Origin of the sequence: Colwellia sp. KU-HH00111 (genome assembly GCF_040362745.1) — a bacterium.
Lineage (GTDB): Bacteria > Pseudomonadota > Gammaproteobacteria > Enterobacterales > Alteromonadaceae > Colwellia.
The window spans coordinates 541,924-565,580 of the sequence record NZ_BAABWO010000002.1; the positions used below are offsets into that span (position 1 = coordinate 541,924).

A 23,657-nucleotide genomic window follows, 5' to 3' on the forward strand; every position below is an offset into this window, starting at 1 on the left:
GTATAAAAGGGACAGTATGAGTAAAAAAATAAATACCATAACACGTATTTTAACCAACACTATGACCACGCAAGCCGATGTTGATGCCATCGCGCAAGCACGTCATATTGCTGCTCATGCTTTGCTAGGTTTGCAAACGCTTACTGATACTCGATTAAGTGGTGAAGAGAAACTAGTTATTCGTGTTTTTATGCCGGATGCACAGCATATTGTTATTCTGGATAAAAAAACTCAAAAGCCTTTGGCGACGCTAACCCAAGTAGACCCAAGAGGTTTTTTTGTTGCCAAACTCAGGCGTAAAAAACGCTTTGCTTACCAATTACAAGTAAGCAGCAATGGGCAAGTTCAGGTTGTTGAAGATGCGTATGCATTTTGTTCCACCATGAAAAATGCAATCTTAGGTGAACTCGATCTGCATTTGCTCAATGAAGGAAACCATCAAAAGCCTTATCGTGTATTAGGTGCTCGTTCAGCATCGGTCACAGATAATAGCAATAGCATAGTTGAAGGCACTACTTTTAGCGTTTGGGCGCCTAATGCAAGTTCAGTTGCAGTTATTGGCGACTTTAACCAGTGGGATGGGCGCATTCATCTGATGGAAAACATTCCCCACTATGGCAAGTTGAGTGGCTATTGGACTTTGTTTATTCCTGAGGTTAACCCCGGTAGTTTATACAAATTTGAATTGAAAGATCGACATGGCAATCTCCTTGATCACAAAGCAGATCCCTATGCTAGCCAATCACAAAATCGTCCTGATACCGCTAGCATCGTTGCTAACGAGCAAACCTATCCATGGACAGATGAACAATGGTTAGCACAGCGCGAGCAACGTAATGCCTGTAACGCAGCGATTAGTATTTATGAGGTGCATCTTGGTTCATGGAAAAGAGCGGCAAATGGTGATTTTTTAAATTATCGAGAGATTGCTCAGCAGCTAATTCCTTACGTACTTGATATGGGCTTTACCCATATTCAATTGATGCCGGTAAGTGAATATCCGTTTGATGGTTCATGGGGTTATCAACCTGTAGGTTTATTTGCGCCAACCGCACGGTTTGGTAGCCGTGAAGATTTTCAGTATTTTATTGATTGTTGTCATCAAGCTAACCTAGGAGTGCTTATTGATTGGGTGCCGGGACATTTTCCTAGTGACCCACATGGTTTAGCACAATTTGACGGCACACATTTATATGAACATGAAGATCCACGCTTAGGCTTTCATCCTGATTGGAACACCTTAATTTATAATTATGGCCGTACAGAAGTTGCCAATTTTTTACGTGCCAGTGCCATGCACTGGCTTGATGATTTTCATGTTGATGGTATCCGCGTCGATGCGGTTGCTTCTATGTTGTACTTAGATTACAGCCGTAAAGCAGATGAATGGCTACCTAATATTCATGGTGGTCGTGAAAACCTTGAAGCGGTCGCTTTTTTACAACGCTTTAATGAAGAGCTCTATAGTCAATATCCGGGCACATTTTCAGTCGCTGAAGAATCTACTTCTTGGCCGGGTGTTTCTCGTCCGACTGACTCAGGTGGCTTGGGTTTTGGTTACAAATGGAATATGGGTTGGATGAATGACAGCTTGCAGTACATGCAAGAAGATCCTATTCATAAAAAATATCATCACAACAAATTAAGCTTTAGTTTGGTTTACGCCTTTGATGAAAACTTTGTTTTGCCGTTAAGTCACGATGAAGTGGTCCATGGTAAAGGCTCTATGTTAGCGAAAATGCCCGGTGATACTTGGCAACAGTTTGCTAATTTACGTGCCTATTATGGCTTTATGTGGACCCACCCGGGTAAAAAACTACTCTTTATGGGCTGTGAATTTGCGCAAGGAAAAGAGTGGAATCATGACACAGAGCTTGATTGGCATCAGCTTGATATCCATTGGCATAGCGGTGTGCAGCAGCTCGTTAAAGATTTGAATACTTTGTATACCAGTACCCCTGCACTTTATCAGCAAGACTGTCACCAACAAGGTTTCACTTGGTTAGAGCATGATAATGCGCAGCAGTCTATTTATAGCTTTATTCGTTATGGTGACGCTGCAGGGAACACTGAGCGTCCCGCGGTTATTGTGGTTTGTAATTTTACCCCCCAGTGTCATCAAAACTACGCAGTTGGGGTGCCTAGCGCAGGTTTTTATCATGAAATATTTAATTCAGATGCCGAAATTTATGGCGGCAGTAATCAAGGTAACTTTGGTGGTGTCACCAGTGCTAGCAGCTCGTGTCAGGGGCAAGCGCACACTATCACCATAACAGTTCCACCATTAAGCACAGTTGTTTTTTCAATGACCAAGCAGGGCGGCTAATGACAACATCAAAATATAAAACCCACACAGCCAGTTTTAAGCAACTCACCTCTGTGAGCAAAGAAGATAGAGAGTAATAAGTATATGACGTCACAAGACTTTTCAGCGGGCATTTTATCAGACTCGTGCCATGTTGCTGCACAGGCAAGTTCGCACTTAATAGAACAGTTAGCCCAATTAGTCGGGTTCCACCAAAGTTATATTGATTCTTATGGTAATCAAGTGTTTGCTAAAGACCAAGCACGTCAAAGCTTACTAAAAGCAATGGGGTACGATCTAAGTAGCGATAGTATTGTTAAGCAGCAAATAAAATTATTAAATGAGCAGACGTGGCGCAATATGTTGCCGGCCACCCACATAGCTAAATGTGAAGAAAGTGAACATTTTATCGTTGTCAGTTTGTGTGCTAGCGCATGTGATTACCTTGAATGGCAAGTTACAACAGAAATAGGTGAAAAGCTAAACGCTCAAATAGCTTTGAACACCTTAACTAAAATAGATGAAACACCGTTAGATGATCACCAATATGTTAAGTATCAGTTAGCGTTACCACAATTAGCGCAAGGTTATCATCAATTAGCCATTACCTATGGTGAGCAATCGGCGCAGTGTCATTTAATTTTTGCACCTCAAACATGTTACAGCCCACAAGAAGCTTCACCTGAGAAAATCTGGGGATATGCGGCCCAGCTTTATGCTATCCGCAGTGAAAATAACTGGGGTATGGGTGATTTTGGCGATTTGCTCAATTTGGTTGAACAGTCAGCTAAGCAAGGCGTTTCCGCTATAGGTTTAAACCCGTTACATCCTTTATATCCAAATAACCCATCCCATCGCAGCCCTTACTCACCAACGAGTCGTTGTTTTTTAAATGTTATGTATATTGATGTGACTACAGTGCCTCATTTTAATGAGTGCAACGCGGCACAACAGTTATTTAGCAGCGCAGAGTTTCAAACAACACTTGCCCATGCTAAAGCTTCAGAGCTGATCGATTACCCCGCGGTTGCTCACGTAAAATATCAAATGCTTGCATTGTTATATCGTGAGTTTAATGGTCAGGCAAGTGACGCCTTGCGACAAGAATTTGATGATTTTAAGGCTGAGCAGGGGGAAGACTTAGTGAAGTTGACAACCTTTGATGCCTTGTATGAACATTTTAGGGAGCTAGATGAGCATGCTTATGGTTGGAAAATGTGGCCCAAAGCTTATCAAAACCCTAACAGCGCTGAAATCAAGGCGTTTCAAATCAGTCATAGCCAGCGCATTAATTATTTTGCATATTTACAATGGCTAGCGCATCGACAATTAACAACAGTTGCCGATACGGCCAGTGAACAGGGTATGCCTGTGGGTTTATATCTTGATTTAGCTGTGGGTTGTGATGGCTCAGGCGTCGATGTTTGGTGTGATAAAGACGTTTATGTGTCAGGTGCTGCGGTAGGCGCACCACCTGATGCCATGAATACTTTAGGACAAGATTGGGGATTAACGCCAATTAACCCTGTGGCGTTAAAGCAACAAGGTTATTTACCGCTAGTAAAAGCATTACGCAGTAATATGCAATATGCTGGAGCGTTGCGTATTGATCATATTTTAGGATTAATGCGCCAATATTGGGTAGCACCGGGTATGAAAGCCGATGAGGGGGTTTATATCACCTTTCCACTCGAAGACATTCTACGGATTATTGCGCTTGAATCTCGACGTGAACAGTGTGTGGTGATTGGTGAAGACTTAGGCACAGTCCCTGATGGCTTTGGCGATATTATGGCGGCAGCAGGCTTATTATCCTATAAAGTGCTATTTTTTGAACGTTGGGACTCTGGTTTGTTTATGCGTCCAGAGCTCTATCCAGCTCAGTCTATGGTGACAGTATCAACTCATGATTTACCTACATTGACAGGATGGTGGACAGGTCGCGATCTTGAGTGGCGACAAACACTCGACTTATACCCTAGTGAGGCTATGGGGCAGGCAGAGCGAAGCGCGCGTGTTGAAGATAGGCAATTGTTAATCTCAGCGCTGGATGATCTTAACGTTATTGATAGAGAGAAGTTTCCTCAACAAGCGCCAGCTAAAATGAATACTGAATTATCTGTTGCGGTGCAAAAATATTTAGCACAGGCGCCAAGCCATATTCAATTAATTCCTTTGGAGGATGTGCTAGAGGTGGTAGAACAAGTGAATATTCCAGGCACTATAGATCAGCACCCAAATTGGCGTCAGAAACTACCTGTCACCCTGGAAGAGTTCTTTCAACAAGACTCAGTTAATGCCATTACCAGTGCTATGCAGCAAGCAAGACCGAAAAATTAAGTTATTTAAAAAATCAGAGGTTTCTTATGTAGGGCGGACTTTAGTCCGAGCAATAAAATATACACGGGGCAATAAATTACCCCCCTACATTAGATAATTTGTTTGTCTTGAGTTAAGTGCATAGGCACGAAAATTTAAACATCTTATGTAGGGCGGACTTTAGTCCGAGCAATAGAATATGCATGGGGCAATTAATTACCCCCCTACATTAGATAATTTGTTTGTCCTGAGTTAAGTGCATAGGCAAGAAAATTTAAACATCTTATGTAGGGCGGACTTTAGTCCGAGCAATAAAATATACACGGGGCAATAAATTACCCCCTACATTAGATAATTTGTTTGTCTTGAGTTAAGTGCATAGGCACGAAAAATATATAACTATAAAAAGAGATGATTATTATGAAAGTATTTGTGCAAAGCGCTATTTTTATTACTGCAATCACTAGTGTGTTTATGCCTCTAGTGGGAGATGCGAAAGCAGCCGAACAGCAATTAAATAGCAGCGCAAAAGCGGCTAAGTTAGCGCCTTATCAACAACGCGCTTTTCAGGACGAAGTTTTTTATTTTGTTTTGCCTGATAGATTTCACAATGGTGATAAAAGCAATGATTTAGGCGCCGCGGCTAACGATAAAAAACGAGCCTTATCTCGTGGCGGTTTTGATAAAAGCCACAAGGGGATGTATCACGGTGGCGACCTTGCAGGGTTAACTGAAAAATTACCTTATCTTGATAACATGGGGGTTACCGCTATTTGGTTAACGCCGATATTGCGTAACCAAGCAATGCAACAAGGCACGTCTGGTTATCATGGCTATTGGATATTAGATTTTACTGAAATTGATCCACACTTAGGCACTAATGCTGATCTAAAGCACTTTATTGACCAAGCGCATCAGCGAAATATAAAAGTGTTTTTCGATATTATTACCAATCACACGGCTGATGTTATTAAGTATAAAGAATGTCATGGCGGTGATGGTTTGGGTTGGTTAATTGAAGAAGAAGGTGAAGATTGCCCTTTTAAATCAGTTGCCGAGCTAGCTAATGGGAATGTTTATACGCCTATTATTCCAACAGGAAATGAAACCTTAAAAACGCCATTATGGCTTAATGATGTGAATGTTTACCATAACCAGGGAGACTCTAATTGGGTTGGCGAAAGCTCAATTCGCGGTGATTTTGCCGGTCTTGATGATGTTGATACTGACAACCCAGAGGTTGTTAAGGGCATGATTGATATTTACAAAGCCATTATTGATGAATTCAAACCCGACGGTTTCCGTATCGATACAGTTAAACATGTAAATACTGAGTTTTGGCAAGCGTTTTCGCCGGCATTAATCTCGCACGCTAAATCATTAGGCATAGGTAACTTTTTTATGTTTGGTGAAGTGTATAGTTTTGACGCTAAGGAATTAAGCAGTTTTACCAGGGAAGCAAAACTACAATCGGTATTAGACTTTGCTTTACAAGGTGCCATTCGAAGCGCTTTGGTAGAACAAAAAGGGTCTGATGAATTGGCAAATTTATTTGCCCAAGATCATTTCTATCAAACGAGCCATAAGGATATTGAAAATACTAATGCTAATCAGCTGGTTAATTTTACTGGTAATCATGACATGGGACGATTTGCTTACTTTTTAAAAGAAAGTAAACATAATTACAGTGAGCAAGAACAAATTCAACGTAATTTACTTGCCAATGCTATGTTATTTTTTAGCCGTGGCGTTCCAGTAATTTATTATGGTGATGAGCAAGGTTTTGTCGGTGACGGTGGCGATCAAGACTCACGTCAAGACATGATGCCGTCAAAAGTTGCTAGCTACAATGACGATGATTTACTAGCAACAGACAAAAGCACTGCCGATGACAATTTTGATATCCAACATACATTTTATAAAGCCTTCGCACAATATGCCAAGTTATATCAACAGTATCCAGCATTACGTTTTGGTGAGCAAACAACCTTGTACTCACAGGATAAGCCAGGCGTTTTTGCCATTGAGCGTGTTGCTAAAGTTCAAGCAAAAGAACAAAAACTAGTGATTGTATTTAATACTTCAACACAAGTTCAAAGCTTAGATGTACTGACTAAATCACAAACTGAAAAGCTGCTCTACCAATCAACTGCTAATACAAAAGATAAGCTGTCGCCATTGAGTTTTGCTATCTATCAAGTGAATTAAACTGACATTTATATTGATGTTAAAAATTCAATATAAATGTCAGTTGTTGCAGGGGCTTTAAACATATTTCCATGGTCAGCCCCTTCTACAATAATTAACTTTTTATTCGCTGATTGGCTAGCATTAAAAAGTTTCTGTGACAGGCTAACGGGTACTTGTTGATCGTCTTCACCTGCAATAATAAGTAAGGGATTTTGGTATTGTTGCTCAACAATCACTTGGTTATTGGCTAAATGAAATGCAGGATCCATATTAACGGTTAAGAAAGGGTACATATACCAAGGCGTTTTTGCTGCTATCCAGTCATCTACATTGGTAGCGGAGCCTTGTAAAACTAGCGCATCAATAGGGTGTTCTTTGGCTAATTGCGTGGCAATAAAACTCCCTAATGAATAGCCATGAACAATCACTTTATTTGGTTTTAATACGGATTTTATATACTGGTATTGTTCATTAGCGTCTGAAGCTAAATTCATAATTGTTGCTTTACCTGAGCTAGCCCCTAGGCCTCTGCGATCAAAAATAACAATATCTAACCCTAAAGGTGATAGGGTTTTTAACATCGCTATACCGCCTTCTTTCACTTGCATTCCATTGCCTTGAATTACAAATATTAGTGAATCACTGTCAGGATTATCTAAATATAACCCTTCTAGTTGTGCCTCGTTGTTTGTGGTGGTTAATGAAAGAGTGTTGAGTTTATGGCCGGGAAATTGTTGTTGCCAGTTATTGATCAATTCTTCATTATAACGTTCTAAAACTTCACTCTGGGTGATGAATTTGTCTTCTTGTAGCGTGGCGGTACACGAAAAAATTCCTGCTAACATGCCAATAACGATGATTTTTCTAAACATATTTTACTCCATTGAAAAGCATGGTTATGCATACCCGTTCCAGCTGAATCCTGCATCTTCAAGTGGAGCGGGTATATATAGCTCAGGATCTATGGGTATAATTTAAATACCCCATGTAGGTTGGACTTCAGTCCGACAAAGGGGCAATAAATTACCCCCTACAAAGGATATAACATTTATCCTGAGCGAAATGCATAAGCGCGTTAAAAAAAGCTAAATTAAACTTATCTACTACCGTGAGAACAGATGCAGCAATATCTATTAAATTATTCATTTTCATCACCATCCGATTGATAAATCAAGATATCACCAGGTGAACAATTTAAGGTTTGGCAAATAGCATCTAAAGTAGAAAAACGTATCGCTTTAGCACGGCCACTTTTTAATACTGATAAGTTTTGCGGCGTAATGCCTACCGCTTGCGCTAAATCATTTAATTTCATTTTTCGTTTAGCAAGCATGACATCAAGTTCAATAATAATAGCCATTAAACCACGAGCTCCTGCTCTTGCTTTAACTCAATGGCTAAAGTCATTACCCATGCCATCACATAAATGACTAACCCAGAAATTAAGTACACTATTTCACTACTACCAATATTCAGATAAATGGCAAGCTTGTTAGAGAGCCCTGTAAATCGAATAATTAAGGAAACCAATACTGGATAAAAAGCATTCAACAAAATCCACAATAGCAGGGTTTTGCCGATATTTCTTAAACAAGCTATGTTGGCAACAGTAAAAATTTGGCCTCGTTGGTAATAACTAAAGAGTTTGAATAAAAAGTAATAAATCAAAAGGTAGGGTATTAATTCAGCAGTGCCTAGAATGGCTAATGCATTAAAGTTTTCACTCATCAGCGCTTGAGATATATCAAGCCATCCATGGGGAAATTGGTGAGATATATGGCTAGAAAATAAATAGAAATCAATACTTAACTGGCTTAAACCTTCAGTGGTTAATTCACCAAAGCATAACAATAAAGCATGAGAGGTTACTTGCAAAATGGCCAGTGCAAGAAGTAATGCGCAAATGTATTTACTGACGAGAGATATTTTTGTCATTGGTGTTATTAATAAGTCGTATTATGGGCTTAATATAACAGTGTGCAAATATTTAGCAATAAGTTTTTATCGATAAACGATAAAAACTTATTGTTTTGGGTTTTTAATTGCTTTTATGTTTGAGCAACTTGATGAATATGTACATCACGTTGAGGAAATGGAATATTGATATTGGCGTTATCTAGTGCAGTATAAATACTGGCGTAGGCTTTATACTTTGCTGCATACAGGTTGACCGTTGGCGTCCACAGCCGAACAGCCAAGGTAATGGCACTGTCTGAAAACTCATCAATACCCACTTGTAACTTGCCATTGTCGCCAATAATATCTAGTGAGAGCATGGTTTGTTCAAGCAATTTTACCACCTCTAAGGGGTTGTGCTCATAGGCAATACCGACTTTTAGTTCAAGCAAAGAATCATTTTTTGAATTATGCAAAATTTCACCCACGATATGCTTATTAGGGATAGTAATTGCCACATCATCTTCATTTTTTAATAAGGTATAAGCTAGCAATACCTCTTCAACTACACCCGTGACACCATGGACAGTAATGGTGTCACCCACCACAAAAGGTCGGATTAAAATAATATTAAAACCGGCGGCATAGTTAGCTAACAATCCTTGTAATGCTAAACCAGCACCTAGAGAAATAGCACCGATGGCCGCTACAAACGGGGTGACACTAATACCTAATTTATTCAATGAAATAATGGTTATCATGATAACAATGAGCATTTTAGAGGTACTAGCTAAAAACTGACTTAAGGTGACATCTAGGTTATGTTTTAAACATAATTTTAAGACCCATCGAGATATCTTTCCCGCTACCATGTAGCCAAGAATAAAAATGATTAATGCGCCAACAAGTTGGAAACTATAATTGGTAAAAAATTCAATGACGATATTATAGATGTTGGCAACCTGATCGATTTCTTCTTTTAATAAATCAGTAGGGGCAAGTGATAGTTTGCTTTTTTCCGTTTCGGTGGCAAGTTCGGTGGTAAACACAAAGAGTCCTTATTAAGTTTAAATACTGATAATTCCTTCGTTATTGAAGGTGTCTAGAAGTAATACTAACGTATTTATGGTTTAAGCCAAACGATGAAATCAAATTATTTTATTTAATGATTTTTAGGCTGTATTTCATGGCTTTTCATACTTTAGTCGCTGTTTATCTTTATTATGATCTGAACTAGTATTAGGCATTAGGCATAATTTGCATGATTTATCGCTGTACAATTAAGTGTGAATTTAAATTATTAAAGGAGAAGTGAATTTGTTTGAGCTTGATGAGCAAAAAATGGCACAGGTAGTTGCAGGATTTCAAGTACCAGTTAGGCCTGAAATTTTATCTGAAATAGATGACTTAATGGCTGAAAAAGAACCCAATATTGGTGCAGTTGCCAACCTAATTGCCAGTGATGTTGGTTTGTCGGCAACAATTTTAAAAATTATAAATTCTCCTTTATATGGCATGAATCGGCGGATTTCAGAAATAAAACAAGCGGTGTTAATGTTAGGGCTTAATACTATTAATAGTTTAGTCACAGCAACCTTACTTAAACAGTCATTTACAGGAAAAGCCAGTATCTCATTGGAACGATTTTGGGATGATGCCAATGATATTGCAAATGCCATGACCTTTCTTGGTGGTAAAGTTGAAAATAATATTCCTGTAGAGATGCTTTACACCATAGGGTTATTTCATAACTGTGGTATACCCTTGTTAGCGCTAAAATATGCAGACTATAAAGAAGTGCTTATTGAAGCTAATACCGCTGATAATTTTATTGCAGTTGAAGAAAGGCATTACCAAACTAATCATGCAGTATTAGGGTATTACATTTCGTCTTCTTGGCATCTACCAAAAGAACTTTGCCAATTAATTCTTCAACATCACGACAATAGCTTTTTTTCAAGCTCAGTTGAATCTGAGTGTAAAGTTGCACTTGCAACACTTAAAGCCGCAGAAAATATAGTTGAACGTGCGAAACGGTTTAATTATGCCCCTATGTGGCAAGAGTATGAAAGTCTATATTTAGATGTACTTGGCATTAGCTCAGTTGACTATAATGAGCTTGAAGCAGACTTCGCTGAAATATTCTAACTATATATTCACGAGCATTGCTACTTGGCCAAGCATTAAAACCTTAGTAGCAACCCAAAGCCTATTTAAATTTGAAGGTAATATCTAAGGCACCGCATAGCCGTTTCTTGCTTCTAGTAAGCGATACCAATCTTCATGGCTATAATCTATTGTTAGCGCTTGTTTAGCACCGACAATACGCTCAGGAGTGGTAGAGCCAATGATAGGACAGATATTTGCAGGGTGCTTTAATAACCAAGTTAATATTAGCTGCCATGGCATACAGTCATATTTGTTTGCTTGGCGTGATAATTCTGTTGATATGCGCTGTTCATCCGTTGTTGAAAAAGTGTTGCCCCATGCAGGGTAAGCTACACCGCCTAGCGGGCACCATGCAATAGGCGTTATGCCCAATTGCTGACATTGATCTAAAGTGCCATCGGTGAAGCTTTCAATATTGTGAATATTGATTTCTATCTGATTCACTAATAATGGCTCAGCTAACGCTGATTGTAGCAAATTGACTTGCGAAGGTGAAAAGTTACTCACGCCAAACTGCTTAACTTTACCGCTAGCTTTTAATTGCATCAGGGTTTCAGCAACATCTTCTGCATTAAATAGGTAGTCCGGTCGATGCAGTAAAAACAGATCTAAATAATCTGTATTCAGGCGCTTTAGCGAACGCTCTACTTGTTGAGTTAAATAGTGCTGAGCAAAGTCATAACACTTAGGATCGCCAATATTTGGAACATCGCCAACTCTTATACCCGCTTTTGACGTTATAATAATATTATCACGCATGCTTGGTGATTTATTAAGTAGCTCACCAAAGAGTTGCTCACATTCTCCGTCACCATAAATATCGGCGTGATCAAAATGGTTATAACCAGCATCAAGCGCTGAATGAATAGCTTGTTTTCCCTTTGCTCTATCCTGAGCTGAGTTGTCTCCAGCAATACGCATACAGCCATAAATAAGGCGAGTACTGGTAATGTTTGAGTTGTTTAATGTTATTGTTTGCATTGCTTACATCTGCTTAAAGTGAAGTTAAAAAGTCATCATGACTAGGGAGTTTTTCTACCGTCCGATTGACTAAGGTTTTTAGGTTATCCATTAAGTCTAATACTTGTTCTGTGCTTAAGGTCTCAACTAAGGGGTGATGATCTTCGGGCGCGTTGTCTTGCCCTATCATAACTTGTTGCCAAGCTATTTCAGTAAATAAATCATCAGGGTTGCAAAACACTTTACCGGTTTTTTTGAATAATTGAATTTTATTGATAAGCGAATCGGGTACATCCATACGTTGACATGCACGCCAAAACTCACTGTCGCCGCGACCATTGAGTTTGTAATGTAAAATAATGAAATCTCGAATGCCTTCTGCTTCTGTTTTCGATTGTCGATTGAACTCATCAACTTCTTCGATATTAATTCCCTTGTGCGGAAAAAATTTGACTAAACGGGTAGCGGCGGTTTGAATTAAATGTATATTAGTGGACTCAAGCGGTTCAAAAAAGCCACTTGCTAAGCCAATAGATACCACGTTTTTGTGCCACTGCTTGCGACGTCGTCCCGTCCTAAAAGGCACAATTCTGGGTTCAGCCAATGGTTTACCATCTAGATTGCTAAGTAAAACAGCTTTAGCTTCATCATCTGTCATATATTTATCTGAATACACTAAGCCATTGCCTGTTCGATGTTGTAGTGGTATTCGCCATTGCCAGCCAATGCTATGTGCAGTTGAGCGTGTATAAGGCTCTGTGGTTTTTGTGCGTTCGCAAGGCACAGCAACAGCTCTATTACAAGGTAGCCAATGAGAATAATCTTCAAAACCTGTGCTTAAGGTTTTTTCAATTAACAAGGCGGAAAGGCCGGTACAATCAATAAATAAATCACCTGCTACGGTTGTGCCATCTTCAAGTAATAAGCTTTTTATAAAACCTGAGTCATGATGTTGTGATACTTCAGATATGGTACCTTCAATTCGCTTTACACCCATACTTTGTGCATGTGTACCTAAGAACTTAGCGTATAAGCCAGCATCAAAATGATAGGCATACCCTAACCCAGGCAAATTAGTATTAGGAATATTTTTAATAGGCGCAAATTTTCCTTGTTTAGCTGCTTGATAATTTAACGAGTAATCCCAAAAATCACTTTCATCAATATTGTCTGAATCCTTTGCTATTTGCTGAGCCTTTTGCCAAAAGTGGTGAAAATCACAAAAAGGAAATTTTTTGCCAATGTTACCAAAGGCATGCATGTAGTGGTCACCCTCTTTGTTCCAATGATTGAATTCAATACCAAGTTTGATTGTGCCCTGAGTTGCTTTTAAGAATTCTGTCTCATCAATGCCAATGGCACTGTTGAAGTTAATTATTGGTGGAATCGTGGCTTCTCCCACACCTACAATTCCTATTTTGTCTGATTCAACTAACGTAATGTCAATTGTTTTTCCTAATACTTTAGCGAGTAGGGCTGCGGTCATCCAACCAGCGGTTCCGCCGCCAACAACAATAACCTTTTGGATTTTATCTTGGTTCATTTTATGCTCCATGTATGGCAGTAGATCGCTAAACAATTATGAATATTAAAAATGAAAAGCCCCTGCAACTTTTATCACAAGGGCTTTAAATTAAACTACATATAGCTTTTAATTAAAACTTATAGCTAAAGCCTAATAAGTAAGAACTTCCGTAATCTTGGTAATCACGTACTTGCAGTGCATTATCACCTTGTAACGAAGTGAATGGCTCTTCCGTCAAGTTATACGCTTGTAGCGTGATGGCAAGCCCCTCTAAGTTTTCGTAACCAGCGTCACCAAAGTCGTAGCCAATTTGGGCATCCCAAATGGTTTCGCCAAGAATATCAACTTGCACCGTGTCAAACCCTAGCCCGTAAACATCCCCTTTAAAGTCACCACGATGGCGCATGCTTGCACGTGCTGAGAAGCCATTGTTGTCATAATAGATTGTAAAAGTAGAAATGTTTTCAGAAAGACCCGGTAACTGGAATTTGTTACCGTTTTGATCCTTCATGTCAGAATCAACACCAGTATAGCTGGCGATAACACCAAAGCCATCAAGAGATTCTGACACCACATTGAATGGTAAGGTTGCTGAAATTTCATACCCTGAAAGTGAACCTTCACCGCCGTTTACTTTACCGCTACCTGTACCTGACGTTGTTGCCGGTAATAAACCGGTTGAAGGGTTAGCTACACCTGTCATATCAACCGCATATGAGCCATCAAAAATCCAATTGGAAATATCTTTGTGGAATAAGGCTACAGCAAAATAACCTTCATCACTGAAATAATTCTCATAAGACAAATCAAGTCCAATGGCTTCTTTTGGCTCTAGTGCTGGGTTACCGCCACTAACATGCCAGAAGTTACCTTGGTCATCGGGTTGGGTTTTGTATTCCGCTGTAAATGAAGCATTCATTTCATCTAAACGTGCGCGAGAAATTGTTTTTGCCGCACCAAAACGTAGTGATTGTGAGTCGTCAATTTTTAACGATAAGTTAAGGCTAGGTAAAAAATGACTGTAATCATGACTAATGTCAGTTGGTATAGCGACAACACGTCCGTCTACAGTATTAAACGCATTACCTTTAGAAGATTGTTCAGTATAAACATAACGCACCCCAAAATTACCTGTTAGTTCCATGCCTGAAACTTCAGTAGCAATTTCAGCTTGTACAAAGGCTGAAGTGACTGTTTCGCTCACTCGCCAAGATTTAGTAGCATGCGAAGGGTTAGTCAAACTCTCTCTTAATAAGTCGAAGTAACCATCATTAATGAGGCCCATGGTATCGTAGGCAATCATATCACCCATACCAATAAAATCTAATGAAGTGCTGCCTAAACGATATTGCTCAGGAACAGACAATGTTCCAGGGTTATCTGGGTAGCTAAAACTACTCAAGGTCATGAAATAACCTTCTGATTTTTTAGTTTTCTCACGCTCACGATAAGCAACACCGTAGGTAATATCAGAAATAAAGTCAGAATCTATTTCTTGGCTGGCAGCAAATTTTAATGACATTAATTCATCATCGATATTTGGTGCATTAATGAAACCATCTTGTAGTTGGTTTTCATATTCTGTACCTGTAACGCCATATTTATCATTTAATGCGCCACTCCACCCCCAGCTTAAAGGACCACCTAATTGCATTAAATTGTAATCGCTGTAATCTAAACCATGCGAGAAAGTAGCACCAGTATTACCTGAGTTGAATACATAGCCAAGAGAGTCTGCTGCGCCACGGTTGTCTCCACGACCAGTACCCGAGTAACTTTCGACACTAAATACATCACGCTGTACTTCAGAGTAACTGGCATCAAAGTCTAATACCCACTCATCGGCAACAGACCATTTAGTGTTAAAGCCAAGTGAGATTAATTCAGCATCACGTCTTTCAACATCGTTACGAACAACAACACGTTGACCGTCAGTACCACCTGCAGTGATAAAGCCTGTTGCTTCGTCGATGTTTTGTGCTGAAAGTGACCCTTGACCCCAAGCAAAAGGTACTTCAATGCCACGTAATCTTTTGGTATCTAAGAAATCCACATAAAGGGCATCAAAAGTCATCTTAATGTCATTAGTTGGTGCTGCTTCAACCACTAGCATGGCTGAATCACGCTCTAGGGTAGAAGAGCGAACAAACGGTTTTGCTCCACCTAAAATAGAGTATTGTTTGCCCTCAGCTTCAAATTCTGGGTATCCCCAAGCATTCCAACGTTTTTCTTGGTTGGGCGAGGTCATGGTAGTGTAGGCAAACGCAACACCTAAGGTGTCATCTGCAAATTGATCCATGTAGAAGAAGGTGCCTTTTAAACCATCATCATCTCCATCTGGATTTAATTTATCGAAACTGGTTTTTTCATAAGTACCATTAAACTGAACAACGCGACCATCTTGGTTGAGTGGCTTAATAGTTTGTAAATCAATAACACCAGCAATCCCTTCACCTTCAAGGCTGGCATTGGGCGTTTTAAATACTGTAACGCCACTCATGATTTCTGAAGGGTATAGATCAAATTCTACACCACGGTTGTCACCAATTGACACTTGTTCACGACCATTTAAGGTGGTACCACTTTCATTTTCACCGAAACCACGAATACTAACTTTACTTGCTCGGCCATCAAGGCGTTGTGCAGCAAGACCTGGTAAACGCGCAATTGACTCGGCTATGGAAGAATCAGGTAATTTACCGATATCTTCTGCGGAAATAGCTTCTACTACATTTGATGAATAGCGTTTTAAATTGATAGACTCGACCACACTTTTACGAAAGCCGGTCACTTGAATTACTTCAACTTCAATTTCTTGTTCAGCTTTTGCAGCTTCTGCTTCTTCAGCGGCAAATGTTGGCGCGCTAAATGCGGTTAACGCTACGAAGCCACTTGAAAGCAGTGCTAGCGTCATTCTACTTGGTTTAAAATTTAACATTGAATGTTCTCCCCTAGCCATCCGTGATTAATTTTTTATAAGCCAGTGTCCCTTTAGCTTAATAGTTATATGTTTTGTTGGTTTTGTCACGTCATCATGTTTAAAAGACAGTCAATTTGTGAACAACTTTACTATAAAGAGCAGATTCGGTGATGAATAGCGTATGCATACGTATTCATAAGGTGGAGTGCTATTGAAAAACGATTGAATACGTATGCAATGACTATTTAAAAAATAATCAAATCCTTAAGTTCATGGTAGGCAAATAATAATAAAGGGATAAGTTTTGATGAGAATAAAAAATGTTTATCATCCGTTAATTACTGCGATACTCATGTGCAGTACAGTATCTTGTGGTGGTAATGATGGTAAAAAGGAGACAATTAATGTCACTGAAATGACAGTAACAATAGATAATTCATTACCTGCGCCTGTAGTAACAGCAGGCGAAAATGAATTAGTTATTTTCTATAACCGTGTCGACAATAATTATACGAGTTGGGGCTTACATTTGTGGGCGGATGAAACTTGCGATGGTTACGACGGACCGGCGATAGATTGGGCAACGCCACAAGCAAAATCAGGAGATGATCCTAATTATGGTGCTTATTGGCTGGTTAGCTTAAAAGATGGATATTCTGATACTGATTGTGTTAATTACATCATGCACAGTGGTAATAATAAAGCACCTAATGAGGCTGATCAGCAAGCTGATTTATCTGGCGAACGTATGATTTGGTTACTTGACGGTGTTAATGAACTATATACCGAGCCAACACTATTCCCATCAGGAGTACTTATCAAAGATACGGCGGCTCATTGGGTTGCAGCAGATACCATTTTTTGGGAAGTTAGTGCTAATAGTGTTGCTAACGTTAGGGTTTATAGCTCAGCTGTAAATGACTTAGGTTTTAATGGCGATACTGGCATAGCAGGGGAGAACTATATTGAATTTATCCCAGCAACTAACAGTGCTAATGCGTTAGATTTACCTCGATATAGTGTACTTGATGCTTATGAAGCAGCTAATCCTGATAGCAGCAAGGTTAAACAGATGCTAAAAGGGAAATTACTCGCTATTGCTTATAACAGCGCTGATGAAGTTGTTGCAGCCACTTATGTGCAAACACCACAAGTACTTGATGCACTTTATATCTCTGGTAGTAATGATGCTGATGAAGCTCAACTGGGTTTGAGTTATAGCGCGACGGATATTAAAGCAACGCTATGGGCACCTACAGCACAGCAAGTTTCCTTGAAAATTTATAATGCTGAAAAAATCCTACAAAGCACTGAAACTATGACGTTTGATAGTGCAACAGGCATTTGGTCTTCTACTACGCCAATCAACAACGATAGACTATTTTATCGCTATGAATTAACGGTTTATCATCACCAAAATAAACAGTTTGAAACTCTTTGGTCAACCGACCCTTACTCTATATCGTTGTCAACTAACGGCATGTATTCGCAATTTGTCAATTTGCAGGATACGGATTTAAAACCACTAGGTTGGGACACTCATAGCATTCCTGTGATTGCAGATATTGAAGATGCCATCATTTATGAGGGCAATATACGTGATTTTAGTGTGCGTGATGAAAGCACCAGTGTTGCCAATCGTGGTAAATATTTAGCCTTCACCGAAGAAAGCTCAGTGCCGGTAACGCATTTGAAATCATTAGCTACGGCAGGTTTAACTCATTTTCAAATTTTACCCGCCAATGATATTGCGAGTGTTAATGAGGACTTTAGTAAACAAATTAACTTAACCAATACCGTAGCTGAGTTGTGTGCGGTTAAAAGTAACGCCCCTGTGTGTGGTGAAGAAAATGATGCGGCAACTTTATTGTCAGTATTTGCAAGTTACGACACCAGCACAGATAAAGCGAAAGTTTTAACACAATCAATGCGTGATATTGATGGCTATAACTTTGGTTATGATCCACAACATTTTAATGTCCCAGATGGCAGCTTTTCTTCTGATGCCGATGGTGTCAGTCGTATTATAGAAATGCGTTTAATGATTAAAGCTTTACATGATATGGGCTTAAGAGCCTCTCTGGATGTTGTGTATAACCATACCAATTCATCGGGTTTGTGGGATAACTCAGTACTCGATAAAGTCGTTCCAGGTTATTACTACCGCCGTGATTTAACTTCGGGGAATGTTCTTAACGAGACTTGTTGCCAAGATACTGAAACACAGCACCGAATGATGGACAAGCTAATGAGTGACTCATTAGTAATGTGGGCGAATCATTATAAATTTGATGCCTTTCGTTTTGATATTATGGGGAGCCATTCAAAAGACTCCATCATCAAGGCGCGCAATGCGGTTCAAGCCATTGATGCAGATACCTATTTTTACGGTGAAGGTTGGGGCCGTTCAGAGCAAGGCTATGAACAAGCGGCACAATACCAAATGGCAGGCTCAGAGATAGGCACCTTCAATGACAGACCACGAGATATTATTCGTGGAGCGTCATTGTTTAATGAAAATGCTACTTTTAACGATCAAAATATCATGCGTTTAGGTTTAGCCGGCACTTTGCAAGATTATCAGCTGCAAGATAAGCATGGCGTTATAAAATCGGGTATAGACTTTTCGCAATCATCTTATGCCAAAGATCCCGCTGATATCATCAATTATGTTTCTAAGCATGACGGCTCAACGTTGTGGGATAAATTGCAATATGGTTTAGCTAGCGATATGTCAGTAAATAACAGAGTACGAGCACAAAATATCGCTATTACTATGCCAATACTCAGCCAAGGGATCCCTTTTTTACAAATTGGTGGTGATTTACTTCGCTCTAAATCTATGGATAAAAACAGTTATAACAATGGTGATTGGTATAATTGGGTTGATTTCACCAAGAATAGCAATAACTGGAATGTTGGTCTGCCAGTAGAAATAGATGATGGTAAAACCATTGCTGATATAAAGACTATAATTGAAAACCCTGAAACTAAAGTAAAAGCTAGCCATATTGAATTTGCGAGCCAGGTATTTAATGAGTTTGTTGCTATACGCGCTGGCAGCAAGTTATTTAGTCTGGCGACAGCACAGGATGTTTATGATCGTGTTGGTTTTCATAATACGGGTAGTAATCAAACGAAGGGTTTGATAGTGATGAGTATTGATGATGGTACAGGTTTGGTTGATTTAGATGCTAATAATGATGCCATTATTGTGGTGATTAACGCCACCATGAGAGAACAATCACATACTGTAGCCACAGCCGCTGGCTTTGAATTGCACAGCAAACAACAAGCCTCAGTTGATAGCACAGTACAAACCGCAAGCTTTACCGTGGGCGCAAATGCGGGCACCTTTACTGTACCTGCGTTAACAACGGCTGTGTTTGTTAAACCACAGGGCGCTAATCAGGGGATGGGGTTATCTGCAAGTGTTACTCGTGATGCACCTGATATTGCCCCGTATGGCAATAATATGCTTTTTGTTCGTGGCTCAATGAATAACGATGGCAATGACGGTTTTACCTCAGCAGATACTTTTACTTACGACGGCAATGGTATTTATAGCTTAGCCACAACGTTAGCCGCAGGAACACACACCTTTACTCTTACTTCAATTGATTCTGCGGCAGTTGATCTAGGCTTTAGTGATGTCAGTGTTGGCACAAGCTCTATTGCGATTACCAATAATGGTGGCAGCATGGAATTTACCGCGGACGCTGAGGAGAGCTTTACCTTTGCCCTTGATGCATCAGCGGCTGTGCCAGAACTAACTATTAGCCGTGTTGCACCAACTGTTGATTGTGACGCCTTAGTTAATTCAACTGACGCTATCCCGTTTACTATCGCTGGTGATGGCCAACTTTATGTTAAAGGTGATCATACAGGCTGGAATGCACAAGACACTTATCGTATGCACTACAAGGGTAACAATATTTATCAAGCCGTAGCCGATTTTGATGGTGCAATGCAATTTAAACTGGCTTCAAGTGATGGTAACTGGGAAACCCAACTATGGGCACAAGCTAATGGCAGCACTGACATTAATCGCAGTGATTTAGCCATAGGGGTGACTTATTCAGTTGCATATCAAGGTGCGGGTACAGACAATAACCAAGCTACATTAGCAGCAGGCAGATATAGCTTCTTACTCACATTGCACGAAGAAAACCCAAGCCAAGGAGCTAATGTAGGAAATTTGATTATTCAGCAATGCCAACCATAGATCGCACTAAAATTTGAGGCAAACTTAGTTGCCTCATTGACGTCGCAGCAAAAGGCTTACAAATTGATTTTTGTAAGCCTTTTGAATCTTTTTATGGTTATTATATTTTTTGAATACGTATGCATTGAGTCAAAACTAGTTTTTTTATCTGGGCAGAGCAAGTAAGTTAATAACAACAAAAACTTTTAGATTCGACCCTTATGAAAAAGTCCAAAATATCGTTGATAGCTTACGCAAGCGTTTTTGCATCGTTTTTACTCGCTGCTTGTGGAGATAATACTCAAACACTGCAACATCAATTTACTACCCTTGATAAAACGAGCTATGAAGTTAAACCTCAGGCATATACAGCTAGCCAATTAGCAAGTATGACGAGCGACAGCGCGGCTCATTGGTTAGCACCTGAATTATTACTATTACCTAAAACAGACAGTCAACATTACTATCAATTATTAGCTGCAACTCAAAATGGCTTTGATGGTCTCTTGTTGTCGGCTGTTTCTCTGCCTGATGAAATGTTAGGAAGGTTTCCACATTTAGCTGATTTTCAAGGGTATAAAGTTAACTTGTCTGCAGCACAGGTTAAAACATGGTTGAAACAACCCTTGATGGTAGCGGCGTTAAATGAACAAGCGCAAATTGAACACCTTTCGTATGTGCAAACCGGTGCAGTCATTGACGCACTTTATACCCAAGGGCCTAATGATGCGGATGAAGTGACCGATCTTGGTGCTACAATCACTGAAAATAAGGTGAGCTTTAAGCTATGGGCGCCAACTGCTCAAAAAGTTGAATTGTTACTGTTTAATGACGATCTTACCCCGGCCGAAACACCTCATTTAACAATGATTGAAGACACTCATAGTGGGGTTTGGTCGATAACCACTGACAGCTCGCTTAATAGCGCTTACTATCAATATCAAGTCACGGTTTATCATAGCGAGTCCAAGCAAGTAGAGACTTTGACTACTACCGACCCATACTCTCTGAGTTTGTCAGTAAATAGTAAGTACTCACAAGTGGTTGATTTAAATGCGCCTGACACACAGCCTCAAGGTTGGTTGAATCATCCTGTGCCTACGGTGAACAACGTTGAAGATAATATCTTTTATGAAACTCATATTCGTGATTTTAGTGCTAACGATAAGGCACTTGCTAATGATGAATATCGAGGAAAATATCAAGCCTTTAGTGAACAGGCCTCTCACGGTATACAGCACTTAAAATTACTGAAAAAAGCAGGGTTAAATACTATCCACTTATTACCTACTTATGACCTTGCCAGTATTAATGAGGATACATCAAAAACGGTTGATATAAACGACTCTATCGCACAGATAAAAACCAAAGTATGTCCTATTGATCCTAATTTGGTGATTTGCACTACTGATTTTGCTGATGTAAGTGAAGAGCAAAGCTTAAAATCTTTGCTAGCGAGTTTTGATGCTAGCGGTGAGCAAATACAGCAAATAGTGAGTGAACTGCGACAGTATGATAATTTCAATTGGGGTTATGATCCTTTTCACTACACAGTACCAGAAGGCAGTTATGCGCTAAACCCACAAGGCAAAGGCCGATTAGTTGAGTTTAGAGCAATGATACAAAGCATTCACCGTCTTGGGTTTAGAGTGATTATGGATGTAGTGTACAACCATACCTACCAGTTTGGTTTAAAAGAAAAATCAGTGCTCGATAAAATTGTCCCTAATTACTATCACCGTTTGAATATTATGACCGGTGAAGTTGAGCAATCGACCTGTTATACCTGCGGAAATACCGCCACTGAACGGGTGATGATGGCAAAACTGATGACAGATTCATTAGTCACTTGGGCTAGAGACTACAAAATTGATGGCTTTCGTTTTGATTTAATGGGGCATCAGACTAAAACCGCAATGTTAGCAGCAAGAGAAGCGGTGCGAGCAGTGGATTCTGACACTTATTTTTATGGAGAAGGCTGGAACTTTGGTGAAGTCGCTAACAATAGTCGCTTTGAACAGGCGAGCCAGTTAAATTTGGGTGGCACAGAAATAGGTACTTTTTCTGACCGGCTACGTGACGCAGTGCGCGGTGGAGGCAATAATACCCGCGATTCGCAGGGGATCGGAAATGGTTTATTGATACAAGCTAATGAACGTTTAAGCCAAGCTAACAGCCGCCAAGAATTTGATTTACGCATGGATCAATTAAGAGTTGGCTTAGCGGGTAACTTATCAAAGTTCCCAGTTAAACAGCAAAACGGTAAACAAGTACTCGGTAAGGATATCCCTTATGGCGATCAACCAACAGGTTATGCTTTAGATCCTAGTGATACCATTAACTATGTGTCAAAGCATGATAATCAAACCTTGTGGGATAATAGTCAATATCGCTTGCCTTTTGAGGTTTCTACGGACGATCGTGTGAGGATGCATGTGCAAAGTCTGTCGTTCACTTTATTCGCCCAAGGCATTCCATTTTTGCATATGGGTAGCGAGTTTATGCGCTCTAAATCGTATCTTAGAGATAGCTATGACTATGGCGACTGGTTTAACCGAGTTGATTTTAGCAAGCAAAGTAATTACTACAATATTGGTTTACCGCCAGCAGATAAAGACAAAGACAACTGGCCATTAATTAAAACCGTATTAAAAGGTCACCAAGGGCGTGATCAAGTCCAAGCTAAACATATTAAATTGAGTGCTAAAATATTTGAAGAAATGCTGGCACTGCGTATGAGCTCGCCATTATTTAGACTAACTACAGCGGAAGCGATTATTGAAAAAGTCAGTTTCTTAAATAATGATAACAAGCAGCTGGGTCTCGTGGTGATGAAACTTGATGATACCCAAGGCCAAGCAGTAGATGAGAATGTTGATAGTTTAATGGTTATTTTCAACACTAGCACTGAGGCACAAACCTTTGCTTACCAACAAGCAAGTGAATATCAATTACACCCTATTCAACAACACAGTGCTGATAAAATCGTGACACAAAGTAAAGCCGATAAGAAAGGCTTCACAGTGCCACCATTATCAAGTGTAGTGTTTGTGAAGTAGTGATTAGTTTTGGCTTAAAAAAGTATAAACAGATAACCTGTCACAGTTATATTTACTTATAAAGCGTAGCCGCAACAAAATGACTAAGTTTTGGCTACGCGCAACCCACC

The 23,657-nt window shown here is 39.7% G+C and carries 13 protein-coding genes; 6 read left to right on the forward strand and 7 right to left on the reverse strand.

The window, feature by feature from the left end:
• The first annotated feature begins 16 nt into the window (after positions 1-16).
• The 3 genes from glgB to ABXG98_RS06700 all read left to right on the forward strand — a co-directional run bounded on the left by glgB (position 17) and on the right by ABXG98_RS06700 (position 6,832).
• Positions 17-2,326, forward strand: a complete 2,310-nt coding sequence (glgB, locus tag ABXG98_RS06690; RefSeq protein WP_353537918.1) for a 1,4-alpha-glucan branching protein GlgB — start codon at positions 17-19, stop codon at positions 2,324-2,326.
• Between the two features lie 84 nt (positions 2,327-2,410).
• Positions 2,411-4,645, forward strand: coding sequence for a 4-alpha-glucanotransferase (gene malQ, locus ABXG98_RS06695; protein WP_353537919.1), 2,235 nt, complete (start codon positions 2,411-2,413; stop codon positions 4,643-4,645).
• Between the two features lie 399 nt (positions 4,646-5,044).
• Complete coding sequence (locus ABXG98_RS06700; RefSeq protein WP_353537920.1) at positions 5,045-6,832, forward strand: alpha-amylase family glycosyl hydrolase; 1,788 nt, start codon at positions 5,045-5,047, stop codon at positions 6,830-6,832.
• Between the two features lie 8 nt (positions 6,833-6,840).
• On the opposite strand, the gene ABXG98_RS06705 is transcribed toward ABXG98_RS06700, so the two are convergent.
• From ABXG98_RS06705 to ABXG98_RS06720, 4 genes are all read right to left on the reverse strand, one after another.
• Positions 6,841-7,686, reverse strand: coding sequence for an alpha/beta hydrolase (locus ABXG98_RS06705; RefSeq protein WP_353537921.1), 846 nt, complete (start codon positions 7,684-7,686; stop codon positions 6,841-6,843).
• Positions 7,687-7,952: 266 nt separating this feature from the next.
• Positions 7,953-8,174 carry a helix-turn-helix domain-containing protein gene (locus ABXG98_RS06710; RefSeq protein WP_353537922.1) on the reverse strand — a complete coding sequence of 74 codons (222 nt, stop codon included), beginning with the start codon at positions 8,172-8,174 and terminating at the stop codon, positions 7,953-7,955.
• Entirely contained in the window at positions 8,174-8,749 is a 576-nt protein-coding gene (locus tag ABXG98_RS06715) for a DUF2975 domain-containing protein (RefSeq protein ID WP_353537923.1), read from the reverse strand. The genes ABXG98_RS06710 and ABXG98_RS06715 overlap by 1 nt, the downstream gene beginning before the upstream one ends.
• Positions 8,750-8,862: 113 nt before the next feature.
• Complete coding sequence (locus ABXG98_RS06720; protein WP_353537924.1) at positions 8,863-9,759, reverse strand: mechanosensitive ion channel family protein; 897 nt, start codon at positions 9,757-9,759, stop codon at positions 8,863-8,865.
• Between the two features lie 268 nt (positions 9,760-10,027).
• On the opposite strand from ABXG98_RS06720, the gene ABXG98_RS06725 reads away from it, so the two are divergent.
• Entirely contained in the window at positions 10,028-10,858 is an 831-nt protein-coding gene (locus ABXG98_RS06725; protein WP_353537925.1) for an HDOD domain-containing protein, read from the forward strand.
• Positions 10,859-10,942: 84 nt separating this feature from the next.
• On the opposite strand, the gene ABXG98_RS06730 is transcribed toward ABXG98_RS06725, so the two are convergent.
• From ABXG98_RS06730 to ABXG98_RS06740, 3 genes are all read right to left on the reverse strand, one after another.
• Positions 10,943-11,860, reverse strand: coding sequence for an aldo/keto reductase (locus ABXG98_RS06730; protein ID WP_353537926.1), 918 nt, complete (start codon positions 11,858-11,860; stop codon positions 10,943-10,945).
• A gap of 13 nt (positions 11,861-11,873) precedes the next feature.
• Positions 11,874-13,382, reverse strand: a complete 1,509-nt coding sequence (locus ABXG98_RS06735) for a tryptophan halogenase family protein (protein WP_353537927.1) — start codon at positions 13,380-13,382, stop codon at positions 11,874-11,876.
• A 112-nt stretch (positions 13,383-13,494) separates the two neighbouring features.
• A complete protein-coding gene (locus ABXG98_RS06740; RefSeq protein WP_353537928.1) occupies positions 13,495-16,302 on the reverse strand; it encodes a TonB-dependent receptor in 2,808 nt (935 codons plus the stop codon).
• Between the two features lie 289 nt (positions 16,303-16,591).
• Here ABXG98_RS06740 and ABXG98_RS06745 point away from each other — a divergent pair, with 289 nt between their 5' ends.
• Positions 16,592-20,509: an alpha-1,6-glucosidase domain-containing protein gene (locus tag ABXG98_RS06745; protein ID WP_353537929.1), complete on the forward strand. Its 3,918-nt coding sequence runs from the start codon at positions 16,592-16,594 to the stop codon at positions 20,507-20,509.
• A 200-nt stretch (positions 20,510-20,709) separates the two neighbouring features.
• Positions 20,710-23,547, forward strand: a complete 2,838-nt coding sequence (gene pulA / locus ABXG98_RS06750) for a pullulanase-type alpha-1,6-glucosidase (RefSeq protein WP_353537930.1) — start codon at positions 20,710-20,712, stop codon at positions 23,545-23,547.
• The last annotated feature ends 110 nt before the right edge of the window (positions 23,548-23,657 follow it).

What these genes read in the sequence shown, in the direction of transcription:
- glgB (WP_353537918.1), top strand. Translation starts at nt 17, where the DNA reads ATGAGTAAAAAAATAAATACCATAACACGTATTTTAACCAACACTATG.
- malQ (WP_353537919.1), top strand. Translation starts at nt 2,411, where the DNA reads ATGACGTCACAAGACTTTTCAGCGGGCATTTTATCAGACTCGTGCCAT.
- ABXG98_RS06700 (WP_353537920.1), top strand. Translation starts at nt 5,045, where the DNA reads ATGAAAGTATTTGTGCAAAGCGCTATTTTTATTACTGCAATCACTAGT.
- ABXG98_RS06705 (WP_353537921.1), bottom strand. Translation starts at nt 7,686, where the DNA reads ATGTTTAGAAAAATCATCGTTATTGGCATGTTAGCAGGAATTTTTTCG.
- ABXG98_RS06710 (WP_353537922.1), bottom strand. Translation starts at nt 8,174, where the DNA reads ATGGCTATTATTATTGAACTTGATGTCATGCTTGCTAAACGAAAAATG.
- ABXG98_RS06715 (WP_353537923.1), bottom strand. Translation starts at nt 8,749, where the DNA reads ATGACAAAAATATCTCTCGTCAGTAAATACATTTGCGCATTACTTCTT.
- ABXG98_RS06730 (WP_353537926.1), bottom strand. Translation starts at nt 11,860, where the DNA reads ATGCAAACAATAACATTAAACAACTCAAACATTACCAGTACTCGCCTT.
- ABXG98_RS06735 (WP_353537927.1), bottom strand. Translation starts at nt 13,382, where the DNA reads ATGAACCAAGATAAAATCCAAAAGGTTATTGTTGTTGGCGGCGGAACC.
- ABXG98_RS06740 (WP_353537928.1), bottom strand. Translation starts at nt 16,302, where the DNA reads ATGTTAAATTTTAAACCAAGTAGAATGACGCTAGCACTGCTTTCAAGT.
- ABXG98_RS06745 (WP_353537929.1), top strand. Translation starts at nt 16,592, where the DNA reads ATGAGAATAAAAAATGTTTATCATCCGTTAATTACTGCGATACTCATG.
- pulA (WP_353537930.1), top strand. Translation starts at nt 20,710, where the DNA reads ATGAAAAAGTCCAAAATATCGTTGATAGCTTACGCAAGCGTTTTTGCA.